The following is a 13,387-nucleotide window of genomic DNA, read 5'->3' as shown; positions in this document are numbered from 1 at the left end:
CGAGTCAATTCATGCGAGAAATCATTCTTATTTCATTTTTAGGACCAGACCAGCCTAATCAGTTCACTCGATTAATGCAGGTATTGTCCACTCATTCACTACAAATTTTAGATGTTGGACAAGCAGTTATTCATAACCAATTGACCTTGGGTATAGTTGTTTCTTCAGATGACCAAACCGCAACGGCTTTGGCGATGAAAGAAATTCTAATTTTAGCACATGATATTGGTTTAACTGTACGTTTTAAACCAATCACTACAACTGAATACGACCAGTGGGTGAGCGAAGGTGGACGGACGCGCTATATAGTCACGGCTTTGGCGCCAGAGCTTGAGGCTGCACACTTACAAGCAGTTACAAATATTGTGTCCAACCAAGGTTTCAACATTGAAACTGTGACCCGTTTGTCAGGTCGTCCAGTCTTAAATGGCGAATTGGATGGGCCAAAGCGCGCTTGTGTCCAATTTGGTTTAAGCGGACAAATGCTGGATGCTGCAGCGATGCGTGCGGCTTGCTTACGCTTATCACATGAGTTGAATGTCGATGTCGCGGTTCAAGAAGACAATGCCTACCGCCGTAACCGTCGTTTGGTCTGTTTTGATATGGACTCGACCTTAATCGAGCAAGAAGTGATTGATGAGTTAGCTATTGAAGCAGGTGTCGGCGCACAAGTAGCTGAAATTACAGAACGTGCCATGCAGGGTGAGTTGGACTTCCAACAAAGTTTCCGTGCACGTGTCGCACTGCTCAAAGGAATGGATGCTTCTGTTCTACCTAAGATTGCGGAGCGCTTGACCGTTACAGAGGGTGCGGAACGTTTAATCTCAACTTTAAAAGCATTAGGTTACCGTACCGCGATTTTGTCGGGTGGGTTCCAGTACTTTGCTGAGTATTTACAAGCGAAATTGGGCATTGATGAAGTGCATGCCAATATCCTAGATGTTGAAAATGGCGTAGTGACAGGTGAAGTGAAAGGCCACATTGTCGATGGTGCACGTAAAGCATTATTGCTGCGTGAATTAGCTGAAAAGATGGGGATTTCGCTTGAACAAGCCATTGCTGTAGGCGATGGTGCAAACGATTTACCGATGCTGTCGATTGCGGGTTTAGGGGTCGCATTCCGAGCGAAACCATTGGTAAGACAAAACGCGAATCAAGCCATTTCAAGTGTTGGTTTAGATGGTGTTCTGTATTTATTGGGCGTGCATGATAAAGATTTGAATCGTGCCTAAAAGCATTTGTGAGGATAAAAAACGCAGCCCTTGAGCTGCGTTTTTTTGTTGCAAATTTAAGCAAAAAGCGATGAGTGGTCAGTGAAAAATGTTGATAAAAACAACGATCAACAGAATCGAAAAAAATATTTTTAACTGCTGAAATTAAGGGTTTTATTTTGTAATGACACGCCAAGACCGAGCGTGTCTTTGTTTTGGAAAAGTTCAAATCTAAAAAAATGTAATGACAATATAATATGGCGACAAGGTATGTCGCATTCTAAAAATACAAGCCTTTTTTTCTTTTCAAAACTGCTCATAATGCATGCATAGAGTTTGAAAGCTACACAATCCATTAATTTTAAACGGTATAGGGGATGGGTTCAGCGCAGTGTATAGATCGCTTGAACTGATCTTAGACGGAGGTTTTTATGGTAACAGCGAATTTAGCTACCATCGTTGGCTTGAGTTTAGTCGCCGCTGCGTTGATTGCTGTTTTCTTTTCGCCTTATCGTCGCTGGTTGAGTTTTATGGTGGCGGGTATGGTGTTTTGGGGAATACTGGAAGTCATTCGCCTAGGTGTGCAAGCAGTCTTTGAAATGCCAATCACTTATAGCTACTTAACTGCTTTAACTTCAGCGATGCTTATTGTGACGATGTTACTTCTACGTGAAGACCGTCGTGCAGAACGTGCATTGGCGCAGCGCCGTTGTATTGAACATACACCTGTATATGAAGATGACCAACAGCAATGTTCTAGCCGCTAAGTCATAAGTACATACCGTACAAAAAGATGCCTAGGGCATCTTTTTTACGTTCTTACATGATTGTTATACAAAGCCTAGCAGTAAAAATGGCAACTTGTGGTAGGATTGGAAACAGTCAATTTATCAACAATTACAATAGGCTTACATGTCATGAAACTATCTTCAATTCCTGTGGTTAAACTTCCATTGGTTGATGTCAGCACGGATCCGCTGGATTTAATGGTTACAGGTCTGGCACTGCGTATGAAACAACTGGCACGCACTAGCCCAAAATTTATTGAATTGGTTCATGAGCGTCAGTTCCGTATTCAGATTGGTACGGATTTGGGTATGGCCCGCCAAATTATTGTCAATAATGGACAGATTGATACGGTTTCAGGTGATGCTGAAAAAGCCGATTTTATTTTACAGTTTGCGGACAGTGAGCAGGGTGTGAAAACTTTAATCAAAGGTGATCCAACCGCATTTATGACTGGCATGCAAAACGGCAGCATTAAAATGGAAGGTGATTTTGGTCTCTTGGTTTGGTTTAACCAAGTTGCAAAATTGGTTCCGCCAAAGCTACCAAAGCCTGTGAAAGCAAAAATTAAAGCCGCTCGTGCGTTTTTAAAAGAAAAAACGGGTAAGTAAGTTTTATTGAAAAATAATATATTTATCAATATGATTGCCCCCAAATTATGGGGGTAATTTTTTTATGAAAACTTTTTTAACTGCAACATTAATGACAGCATCTTTAGCACTAACAGGTTGTGCGAGTATTATGTCTGGCTCAACGCAGACACTGACATTTAAGTCAGTTCCTGACACAGCAAATATTGTGATCACAAATAAACTGGGTGAGAAAATTCATACAGGCTCAACCCCTGCAACGGTCACTCTTAAACGTGGTAATGGGTATTTTAAACCCGCAAGTTATGACGTTACATTTTCAAAAGAAGGCTATCAACAGAAAACCGTACATGTCACTGCAAAAATGAATGGTTGGTATATAGCTAATATCGTTTTTGGTGGATTAGTCGGCTTTTTGATTGTTGATCCTGCTACTGGTGCTATGTATAGCTTAAGCCCTAATGATGTGAATACACTTTTAGAGATTTCTAATACTGAAAGTAACAAGATGCAAAACAATCAAAATCTTACCGTTATGCTCATTGATGAAGTACCTAAGGATATGTTGGCGCGAGCACAATTCATCAAGCAAATTTAATCCTATCAAAAAGCCCTCAACTGAGGGCTTTTTGATACGTTGCTTTTTTATTCGACTTCTAAATTAAAAGTCACAGGGCCATCATTGACCAAATGTACTTTCATATCGGCGGCGAAAATACCTGTCTGTACAGTTTCAAACTGGGCCTTGGCATAGTCAACCAATTGTTCATATAAGGCTTGGGCATCATTTGGTGGCATAGCGGGTCCAAAGTCAGGACGCAAGCCCTTTTGCGTCTGCGCCATCAAGGTAAACTGAGAGACCAGTAAGATTCCACCACCTGCCTGACTCACGTTCCAACCCATTTTACCTTGTTCGTCATCGAAGAAACGATATTTTAAGATCTTATCGACCAGTTTCTTCCCTTTTTCGAAGGTATCATCTTTTCCTATACCTAAGAAAACCAAGATACCGTGTTGAATTTCGCCAGTGGTTTCACCATTGACGACCACTTTGGCTTCGAGAACACGTTGTAATAAGGCTCGCATGATTGATTTGATCTATCGCTTGATTATGCAAAGTGGAATTGTAGCAAACCTATATTGCCTGAGCAGATCATCAAGCATATTTTGCACATAAATGACTGAAGAATAGCGAATAAAGATCACACTATTCCATAAACCGATTAAATTTATGAAAATTATCCGTTTTAACAATTTGTGTAATTTTTGTATCTTGGCTGACGCAGGAAAGGTAGGAATTTTAGTGAGATAGAAACGATGTTTAAGTTTTCTTTGTTAGTTGCAATGTTGGCAACTGCGACGGGTGTTACACAAGCAGCGACATTAACCAAAGATAATGGTGCACCAGTCGGAGACAATCAGAACTCAATAACTGCGGGCGAATACGGACCGACTTTACTGCAAGATGTTCAACTCGTTCAAAAACTGCAACGCTTTGGCCGAGAGCGTATTCCTGAGCGAGTCGTACATGCGCGTGGTACAGGGGCCTATGGTGAGTTTGTTGCAAGCAAAGATTTATCCGATTTAACCGTGGCTTCCATGTTTAAGGGAGGCACTAAAACCCCTGTATTTTTACGCTTTTCTACCGTCATTCATCCGAAAGGTTCACCAGAAACTTTACGTGATCCACATGGTTTTGGCTTGAAATTTTACACACAAGAGGGCAATTGGGATTTAGTGGGAAATAATCTTCCTGTGTTTTTTATTCGTGATGCCATCAAATTTCCAGACTTCATTCATGCCATGAAGCCAAGTCCTGTGTCAAATGTACAAGATGCCAATCGCGTATTCGACTTTCTACAAAGCCAACCTTGGTCAGTCAACATGTTGACCTATGTTTACTCAAATTTGGGTACACCTGTGAGCTACCGTAATCTGGATGGTTTTGGGGTACATGCCTTTAAGCTTTATAACGCTAAAGGTGAATATAAGTACGTGAAATTTAATTTCCGTACGAAGCAGGGGGTAAAAGGTATGAATCTGGAAGAAACGGCTGCAATGCAGGCGAAGGACTTCAACCATTTAACCAATGATTTGTATAACAATATCAATGCAGGTCATTTCCCGAAATGGGACTTGTATATTCAAGTGATTGATCCTAAAGACTTAAATAATTTTGATTTTAATCCATTGGATGCAACTAAAATTTGGCCAACTCATTTAGTTCCAGAATTCAAAGTTGGAACATTGACGCTGAATCGCATGCCAAAGAACTTCTTTAATGAAACGGAACAATCAGCTTTTGCACCAGGAAATTTAATCCCAGGTATCGAACCATCAGAAGACCGTTTGTTGCAAGGTCGCATTTTCTCTTATTCAGATACGCAAATGTATCGTTTGGGAGCAAACCATCAACAAATTCCTGTCAACCGTCCGCTTGTCGCTGTCCAAAATAACAATCAGGAAGGCGCGATGAATATGTCGCATCGTGATTCTGATGTGAACTATGAACCCAGTCGTGCCGAGCCTAAGTCCGCGGTATTACATGCCAAGGCTGTGAATACACCTCTGGGTGAAAAAGTGTTGCAACAGGCGATTCAAAAAGAACAGCCTTTTAAACAAGCTGGTGAGTTATACCGCTCTTATTCAACACAGGAAAAAAATGATTTGATTCGGAACCTTGCGGCCGACTTAGGTCAAGTCAAAGATCCAGAAACCAAAAATCTGATGTTGTCATATTTTTATAAAGCGGATGCAGATTATGGCAGACGTTTAACTGTGGCAACCAAAGGAAATCTTAAGCAAGTAGAAGCTAAAGCAGCATTGCTACAAGACTAATGGACACGTCTGAACAAAATTGGTGACTAGGGCGAGGACGTCACCTCCCAAAAGTCCTGTAAAACTCAGAACCTTTCCTGCAACCCTAGGGCGAGTTTTACAGGCATTGTATTTTTAACCGCTAAACAGTGGAAGATATGTCATGAAATTTCTATTTAACGGTTTAATGGTTGCAGTGCTCAGTCTAAGTACTTCGGTTGTCTATGCAGAACAAACGACTTCGACAGCATCCTTAGCGCAATCGCAACAAGCTTTAATAGATCTATTTTTTGCTGCAGCTCGAACTGGCAATCAAGATGTGATGAGTGAATTTTTAAAGTATGGTTTTCCAGTCAATCAGAAAAACCACGCAGGTTTTACTGGGCTCATGATCGCCAGTTATTATGGTCATCAAGATGTCGTAACGCTGTTATTAACACATGGTGCTGACCGATGTTTACGCGATCACAAAGGTAATACGGCTCTTATGGGGGCAATATTTAAGTTGGAATGGTCGATTGCCAATCAGCTACGCCAAGTTGATTGTGATGTACAGGCCAAACAGACAGGTCAAAAAACAGTACGAGAATTTGCAAAAGTGATTGGTCAAGAACAACAGCTGGAAAAATGGATAGAAACAGAGTCTCAACAAGAGTAAAAAGCACATTTCACTTTGAACCTTGGTCGAATAGCGCTAGTGAATTACTAAAACATGGCTATGCAGTTTAAAAAAATGTGCTTTAATGCAATAAGTTGCTAAAAACCGAAAATGATATGTCTGCCATCATCCAATCCTTATTAGATACTGATCTGTACAAATTTACGATGCTACAGGTGGTACTGCATAAGTTCCCTCAAGCACATAGTGTGTACCAGTTTCGTTGCCGTAATTTGGATGACACGGTTTATCCTTTGGTCGACATTCTGGATGATTTAAATCACCAATTAGATTTGCTTTGCCAACTGCGTTTTCAAGACGATGAACTGCAATATCTACGCGGTTTGCGCTTTATCAAAAGTGACTTTGTCGATTATTTAGAGTTGTTTCAACTCAAACGTCGTTTTATTGTGGCCAGTATTGATCACCAAGGTCGTTTAGATATTCGGATTGAAGGGCCGATGGTTCAAGCCATGATGTTTGAAATCTTTGTGCTTGCCATCGTCAATGAGTTGTATTTCCGTCGTATTCGGACAGATGAGGTCATGGCTGAGGGCGAACGTCGACTACAAGCTAAAGTGGCCTTATTAAAACACTATGAAACATCGCAAACCCCAAATGATCCCCCATTTTTAGTTTCTGATTTTGGTACACGTCGACGCTATAGTCTGGCGTGGCAAAAACATGTGATTGAAGTCTTTAATCAAGCTGCACCACATATTTTCCGTGGTACCAGTAACGTCTTAATTGCGAAGCAATTAGGTCTTACCCCGATTGGCACCATGGCGCATGAATTCCTACAAGCCTTCCAAGCGTTGGATGTACGTTTACGTAATTTCCAAAAATCAGCACTGGAAACGTGGGTACAAGAGTACCGCGGTGATTTAGGCATTGCTTTGACGGATGTGGTGGGGATGGATGCATTCCTGCGTGATTTTGATCTGTACTTTGCCAAACTGTTCGATGGCTTGCGTCATGATAGTGGCGACCCGTATGAATGGGGCGATAAGGCCTATGCTCACTATAAAAAGCTGAAAATTGACAGTAAAACCAAAATGCTGACCTTTAGTGATGGACTGAATTTAGAGAAAGCGTGGGATTTACACAACTATTTCAAAGACCGTTTTCAAGTGAGTTTCGGGATAGGCACCAATTTGACCAATGACATGGGGCAAACGCCATTAAATATTGTGCTTAAACTAGTTGAATGTAATGGTCAGTCGGTTGCGAAAATTTCTGATAGTCCAGGTAAGACCATGACTGATAACGATACTTTTTTGGCCTATTTACGTCAAATTTTTGAGATTACTGAGGTATAAGTTTATATAACTCCAGTGTTTGTAATGCCAGAATTCATTTTGGCATTACGCTTTTTAAATGAGACAAATAGAGATATCTATAATTCTGCTAAAGGAATGCAAAAAATCAGAATAATTGTAAAAATGAGTTGTGCTAAGATCAAAGCATGACCTGAAAATATACGAAATAATATGACACATTCTGCCTTTAATTTTGGCTTACTGATAGAAGCAGAACAGTTGGTTCCGCATTTAGGCAATGAAAAACTACGCATCGTAGATTTAAGTCGCGCCTCGGTCTATGACCAGTTGCATATTCCACATGCTTTGCATTTAAAGCCAAAATTTTTAGTACGCCAAGACGAACAGGCTACGGGTTTACTACCCGATGCTGAGGGGCTACGAGAACTGATTTCTTATCTGAATATTTCACCCGAGCATCATGTGGTGGTTTACGATGATGAAGGTGGTGCTTGGGCTGGGCGTTTGATTTGGAATTTACACTGCTTAGGTTTTGAAAATACCAGCCTGCTGAATGGTGGAATTCATGCATGGCTTGCGGCAGGATTGCCAACGACGTCTGAGGTGGAGCAGTTTGAATCTGTTAGTACTTTGGTACAGGTCGATCAAGCCAAAATACAGCAGTATCGAATTGAATATACTGAGTTATTGGACAAAGTTCAAAGTAGTCAGGTCCAACTCTGGGACTGCCGAACAGAAGATGAATATACGGGTCTCCGCCTTGCAGCGCGACGCGGTGGTCACATTCCAAATGCATTACATTTTGAATGGAGTACTGCACTTAACCGTGAAAATCATTTAAGATTGCACCCTTTAGAACGCACGCAGCAACGCTTAGAGCAATTGGGTTTTAACTTAAATGAACCTGTGGTGGTGTATTGTCAGTCACATCACCGTTCAGGACTGGCTTATATTTTAGGTCGTTTATTGGGTTGGAATATTCAGGCGTATGACGGTGCGTGGAGTGAATGGGGCAACCGCCTCGACAGTCCTATCATTACCGGAGAGATGCCGTCTTGAGCCTCACATCACGCTTAAAAAAACAAATTTTCATTCAGGCACAACGTGTTGTACCGCAACATCAATTATCACGTGTCGTGGGTAAAGTTGCAGCCAGTGAAAACCCGATTGTGAAAAATGCAGTCATCACGGCTTTTAAAGCGCAGTACGGCATTGATATGTCGATTGCGGAGCAAAGCAATGCACTGAAGTTCAAATCTTTTAATGAGTTTTTTACCCGTGCATTAAAAGAGGGTGTGCGTGATATTGATACTGATGTGACCAGCATTGTGTCGCCTGCCGACGGGGCTATTTCGCAACTGGGTCCAATTGTAGAAGGTGATATTTTCCAAGCCAAAGGGCAGAAGTTTACTGTTGATAATTTGATTGCGGATCCGCAGTTGGCTGAACCGTTTAAAAATGGTCAGTTTGCAACAGTATATTTATCACCTAAAGATTATCATCGTGTGCATATGCCATTTGCAGGCACATTGACGGAAACGTTGTATGTACCGGGTGAATTGTTCTCGGTCAATCAAACGACTGCTGAAAATATTCCAGGCTTGTTTGCCCGCAATGAACGTATGGTCTGTTTATTTGATACAGAAATCGGTCGTATGGCCGTGGTTTTAGTCGGTGCCATGATTGTGGCGGGGATTGAAACCGTTGCAACTGGCAAGGTGAAACCTACGGGCCGTTTAGAGTTAAATCAGCATCAGCTGTTCTTGGATAAAGGTGCTGAACTGGGTCGCTTCTATTTGGGTTCAACCGCTGTGGTACTGTTTGAAAAAGACAAAATGACGTGGGATGCAGTCTTTAAAGCCAACTCGACTGTGGTGATGGGTGAAGCGATGGGACACACGCTTTAATCGTTTCAGCTCTCGGTCTCTGTCTTTGTTAAACGGAAGATGAGTGACAAAAAAGCACCGATATCGGTGCTTTTTTCATACTTTTGAAGAAAGGCTTATTCAGGAGTATAGGTGCGTTCTTTGGGGAAAATCACTTTAAAAATAGAGCCTTGGTTTTCTTTAGATTCAATCTCTAAATGTGCTTGGTGCTGCATCAACACGTGTTTCACAATTGCGAGTCCTAAACCTGTGCCACCCGTTTGTCGACTACGTGCACTGTCGACCCGATAAAAACGTTCGGTTAAACGTGGTATATGTTTGGGATCAATACCGATACCTGTATCTTCCACCGTGAAATAAGCTTGTTCACCATTGTCGTGCCAGCCCATGGTCACGGTTCCACCTTTTGGTGTGTATTTGATGGCATTGGTAATCAGGTTACTAAACGCACTGGCCAACTCCATATCAGAACCGATCAAGTCGCAGTGACTGTCAATGTCAAGATTCAGCGTATGACCATAATCAATATTATAGGCATGTGCATCATCATAGAGTTGGTTCATCAAACTAGGCATATCAATGATTTGATTTTTTGCGATCTGCTTGTCGTTTTCTAAGCGTGACAATAACAGTAAATCATTCACCAAGGCATTCATACGTTTGGCTTGGGCTTGCATTTGGTCAAAAGCCCGCTTCCAACGTGGGTTGAGGTCTTCTTGGTCTGTAAAAGTCTCAATGTAACCACTAAGTACCGTCAGCGGTGTGCGTAGTTCATGCGAAATGTTATCGACAAAGTCTTTACGCATTTGTTCAAGATTGTGCATGCGGGTCACGTCATAGGCGACCAGTAAGCGACTTTCACCCCCAAATCGAGTCATTTTGACCTGAACATAATGTTCATCAAAGCTGGATGACTTCATTTTTAAGCCGTCTGGTGCAGCATCAATATTATTGTAATAATCCACAAAATTCGGTTGGCGTAATAAAGTCAAAATATTGCGGCCACGATCATTTTGTTCAATGCCCAATAAACGCTCTGCGGCAGGGTTCCACCATTCAATTTGTTGCATGTCATCGACCAGTACCACTGCTTCTTGTAAAGCGACCAAGGATGACTGTGCTCGATCAATCAGTCCGACCATTTCCGCCTGTACGATTCGTTCTTGGCGTTGGGCACGGTAGACATTGAACAATAGTGCTCCCCAAATGCCCCCCAAGTTGGGTGGAACTTCATAGGGACGGTTAGAAATCCAGTCATTGACCAAATACAAAGAGCGCATTTGCAGAATAAAAAAAACGGCAAAGGCAACCGCGATACACGTCCAAAAATAACCAACACCAAAGCCAATCAAGCTCGCAATCAGCAAGAAAAAGGCAAGCAGACGTAAGTCCTGTTTGGCAAAGCCCCATAAACTGCTGTATCGCGTTTTTTTATGTTCGCGTGCAAGTTCTGGGACTGGGTAGGGTTCATACATAAAAGAAAATTAACCTAGAGCGATATCCGCACGTGTAGAGAATCTATAACCTGTACCACGCACTGTTTGTACAAAGCGATCAGCAGCATAAGGCTCAAGCACTTTACGTAAACGACGAATATGTACGTCAATGGTACGGTCTTCAATATACACGTTTCCACCCCAAACTTGGTCAAGAAGTTGAGCACGGGTATAAGCACGCTCAGGATGGGTCATAAAGAACGCCAATAAACGGTATTCTGTTGGTCCCATATCTAGAATATGGTCACCGAAACTCACTCGTTGGCTGACAGGGTCTAAGATTAAGCCATTGGCATCAATTGATTTTTCACCACTGAGGGCATTGGCACGACGTAGAACTGCTTTAATTCGTGAAACTAATTCACGGGTCGAAAACGGTTTGGTCATGTAGTCATCTGCGCCAGCATCCAGACCTTGTACTTTATGGTCTTCTTCACCACGCGCCGTGAGCATAATCACTGGAATTTCAGAGAGATTTTCATCACGTTTCAGGCGGCGGCATAGATCTACACCGCTGACCCCGCCAGGCATCATCCAGTCGAGTAAGATCAATGCAGGACGCTGATCCACAATCATTTGGTGGGCTTGTTTTGCATCTTCTGCTTGTAAGCATTGAAAGCCTGCCATATCCAACGAGGTGTGAATCATTTCTCGAATGGGAAGTTCATCATCGACGATTAAAATGTAGTCATCTTTCACAACGCAATATCCTATTGTAGGTAACGGCAGGCCGTTTTAATTTTATGACAGGCTTATTACAAAGATTAATTATGACAGTATCATTGCAAAAAACAGACGATTGATTAAATTTGCAAAAAAATGTGACAAAAAATCGTCATATTTGATTAAAAAATTAATGGAAGTTTAATCTAAAATTTATTTAAAAGTGCAGATGGAATCCAAATTGAGCGTCTTAGATATCTAGTTTTGCACGTGTATTGGGGTCTGAAAAGGTTTCTAAGAGTGAAATAAACACAATACGGCTTGAAGATAGAACCTCTTCAAAGGATTGTTTAAAGCCACTGACCACCCAGCGGATTGCAATTTGAGTCACATAACCATTCAAGCCTGTCGCAACCAGTGAAATTTCACGTTCAGAACGGTTAATTTGCGGCATCATCAGCATTACAAAGGCTTGAATCATTCGGTCAAAACGGGTCATGGTTTCATGAATGGTGGCTTGATTATGTAATTCTTGGACCAACATCGCGTCAATATAAATAATCCGTGCCATGCGGGGATTGTCTTTTAGTGTGGTGAGCAAAGCACGTAGTCCAGCATCAATCATTTTATGTGGATCAGATGAGGCTTGCATGATGGCTTGCATGACGTTGTGCTGTAACTCATCAATTAGTTTTAAAAAAATGGTTTGAAACAGTTGCTCACTTTTTTTAAACGATTCATAAAAATAACGTTCGGTGAGTTTGGCTTCATTACAAATATCTTTCACTGTTACAGCAAAAAAACCGTGAGTACCATAGGCTTCGATCCCTGCTTCAATCAGTTTTTCACGACGTAGCTGTTTACGCTCAGAAAGTGATAAGCCTTTGAATTGGCGTTCTTTGGTTTTATTGTGATCGCTGTTTTGTTGTATTTGTTCAGATGCAGTCATCAGGTTTCATCGCCCTATTAAAGCCAAGATTTGCTGTAGTTTAACAATAAACAAGGTCTGTACCTATGCGTAAGCAAAGATCTTTATTGGGTTTTCATTGACTTGACACTTTTAGCTATCAAATTTATGACAATTTATATTGTCAATTATAAAAAAAGCATCTACAGTCGATGTACAAAGATAAAGGATAAGCAAAATCTCATGAAGAATTTTAAGAATAAAGTCGCAGCAATTACAGGTGCAGGGTCGGGTATTGGACAACAATTGGCACTTTTATTGGCCAAGGCGGGCTGTCATGTGTCGTTGAGTGATGTCAATGAACAGGGTCTGGCGAAAACAGTTGAATTACTGCAAGGTAGCAATGTACGGGTTACCACGAAAAAATTAGATGTCTCTGACCGTTTGGCGATGAAAGCATGGGCTGAAGAAACGGTACAGAATCATGGTTCAGTGAATATGATTTTTAATAATGCAGGGGTGGCTCTGGGTTCAACGGTAGAAGGGGCATCCTATGAAGAGCTAGAATGGATTGTAGGGATCAACTTCTGGGGGGTGGTCTACGGTACCAAAGAATTTCTGCCGTTTATTAAGAAAACAGGCGATGGACATATCATCAATATTTCAAGCTTGTTTGGTTTGACTGCTCAACCGACCCAGTCTGCCTACAATGCAACTAAATTTGCAGTACGTGGTTTTACCGAGTCGCTACGCCAAGAGCTGGACATGGAAAACTCTGGTGTGAGTGCTTTGTGTGTGCATCCAGGCGGGATTCGAACCAATATTGCCAATGCTGCCAAAGTGAATGACAGCTTGCGTAGCATCGGAATGAACCCAGACAAGTCTGCACAGACTTTCAATAAACTACTACGCTGCCCACCAGAAGAAGCGGCACGTCAGATTTTAGAGGCCGTACAAAAAGATAAACGCCGTTTATTGATTGGCAATGATGCGAAAACGCTAGATTTGATCCAGCGTATTTTACCGACGGGCTACCAAAAAGTGACCGCTTTTGCGACCAAATTAAGCCAAAGAAAGTCTTAATATCGTGATA

Annotated in this window: 14 protein-coding genes; 10 read left to right on the top strand and 4 right to left on the bottom strand. The window is 41.7% G+C overall.

The annotated features are described in order from the left end of the window. Window positions 1-11: 11 nt before the first annotated feature. The 4 genes from serB to DPG01_RS07760 all read left to right on the top strand — a co-directional run bounded on the left by serB (window position 12) and on the right by DPG01_RS07760 (window position 3,185). Window positions 12-1,232, top strand: a complete 1,221-nt coding sequence (gene serB, locus DPG01_RS07775) for a phosphoserine phosphatase SerB (RefSeq protein WP_086210332.1) — start codon at window positions 12-14, stop codon at window positions 1,230-1,232. Window positions 1,233-1,642: 410 nt separating this feature from the next. Then, window positions 1,643-1,978, top strand: a complete 336-nt coding sequence (gene aciT / locus DPG01_RS07770; protein ID WP_004691806.1) for a ciprofloxacin tolerance protein AciT — start codon at window positions 1,643-1,645, stop codon at window positions 1,976-1,978. A 150-nt stretch (window positions 1,979-2,128) separates the two neighbouring features. Further along, window positions 2,129-2,608, top strand: coding sequence for an SCP2 sterol-binding domain-containing protein (locus tag DPG01_RS07765; RefSeq protein ID WP_004691804.1), 480 nt, complete (start codon window positions 2,129-2,131; stop codon window positions 2,606-2,608). Between the two features lie 64 nt (window positions 2,609-2,672). Beyond that, window positions 2,673-3,185, top strand: coding sequence for a hypothetical protein (locus tag DPG01_RS07760; RefSeq protein WP_086210384.1), 513 nt, complete (start codon window positions 2,673-2,675; stop codon window positions 3,183-3,185). 47 nt (window positions 3,186-3,232) lie between these two features. Here DPG01_RS07760 and dtd read toward each other — a convergent pair whose 3' ends face one another. Further along, window positions 3,233-3,673 carry a D-aminoacyl-tRNA deacylase gene (gene dtd, locus DPG01_RS07755; protein WP_086210331.1) on the bottom strand — a complete coding sequence of 147 codons (441 nt, stop codon included), beginning with the start codon at window positions 3,671-3,673 and terminating at the stop codon, window positions 3,233-3,235. A 231-nt stretch (window positions 3,674-3,904) separates the two neighbouring features. Between dtd and DPG01_RS07750 the strand changes: the two genes are divergently transcribed. From DPG01_RS07750 to asd, 5 genes are all read left to right on the top strand, one after another. Further along, a complete protein-coding gene (locus DPG01_RS07750) occupies window positions 3,905-5,425 on the top strand; it encodes a catalase (protein WP_110974695.1) in 1,521 nt (506 codons plus the stop codon). A gap of 142 nt (window positions 5,426-5,567) precedes the next feature. Continuing rightward, entirely contained in the window at window positions 5,568-6,062 is a 495-nt protein-coding gene (locus DPG01_RS07745; protein ID WP_110974694.1) for an ankyrin repeat domain-containing protein, read from the top strand. A 116-nt stretch (window positions 6,063-6,178) separates the two neighbouring features. Next, complete coding sequence (pncB, locus tag DPG01_RS07740) at window positions 6,179-7,381, top strand: nicotinate phosphoribosyltransferase (protein WP_086210328.1); 1,203 nt, start codon at window positions 6,179-6,181, stop codon at window positions 7,379-7,381. Between the two features lie 171 nt (window positions 7,382-7,552). After that, complete coding sequence (locus DPG01_RS07735; RefSeq protein WP_110974693.1) at window positions 7,553-8,401, top strand: sulfurtransferase; 849 nt, start codon at window positions 7,553-7,555, stop codon at window positions 8,399-8,401. After that, window positions 8,398-9,249, top strand: coding sequence for an archaetidylserine decarboxylase (asd, locus tag DPG01_RS07730; RefSeq protein WP_110974692.1), 852 nt, complete (start codon window positions 8,398-8,400; stop codon window positions 9,247-9,249). The genes DPG01_RS07735 and asd overlap by 4 nt, the downstream gene beginning before the upstream one ends. A gap of 95 nt (window positions 9,250-9,344) precedes the next feature. Here asd and phoR read toward each other — a convergent pair whose 3' ends face one another. The 3 genes from phoR to DPG01_RS07715 all read right to left on the bottom strand — a co-directional run bounded on the left by phoR (window position 9,345) and on the right by DPG01_RS07715 (window position 12,336). Beyond that, window positions 9,345-10,703: a phosphate regulon sensor histidine kinase PhoR gene (gene phoR / locus DPG01_RS07725; RefSeq protein WP_110974691.1), complete on the bottom strand. Its 1,359-nt coding sequence runs from the start codon at window positions 10,701-10,703 to the stop codon at window positions 9,345-9,347. 9 nt (window positions 10,704-10,712) lie between these two features. Continuing rightward, entirely contained in the window at window positions 10,713-11,423 is a 711-nt protein-coding gene (gene phoB / locus DPG01_RS07720; protein WP_086210324.1) for a phosphate regulon transcriptional regulator PhoB, read from the bottom strand. A gap of 214 nt (window positions 11,424-11,637) precedes the next feature. Beyond that, the gene (locus DPG01_RS07715; protein ID WP_086210323.1) at window positions 11,638-12,336 is read right to left on the bottom strand and encodes a TetR/AcrR family transcriptional regulator; all 699 of its coding nucleotides are present in this window, start codon (window positions 12,334-12,336) and stop codon (window positions 11,638-11,640) included. Between the two features lie 201 nt (window positions 12,337-12,537). Between DPG01_RS07715 and DPG01_RS07710 the strand changes: the two genes are divergently transcribed. Next, window positions 12,538-13,377 carry an SDR family NAD(P)-dependent oxidoreductase gene (locus DPG01_RS07710; protein WP_086210322.1) on the top strand — a complete coding sequence of 280 codons (840 nt, stop codon included), beginning with the start codon at window positions 12,538-12,540 and terminating at the stop codon, window positions 13,375-13,377. Window positions 13,378-13,387 lie beyond the last annotated feature (10 nt).

This window comes from Acinetobacter sp. WCHAc060042, assembly GCF_003231195.1.
Lineage (GTDB): Bacteria > Pseudomonadota > Gammaproteobacteria > Pseudomonadales > Moraxellaceae > Acinetobacter.
The sequence above is the reverse complement of the archived record's forward strand: the minus strand, read 5'-3'. Positions and strand labels throughout refer to the sequence as shown.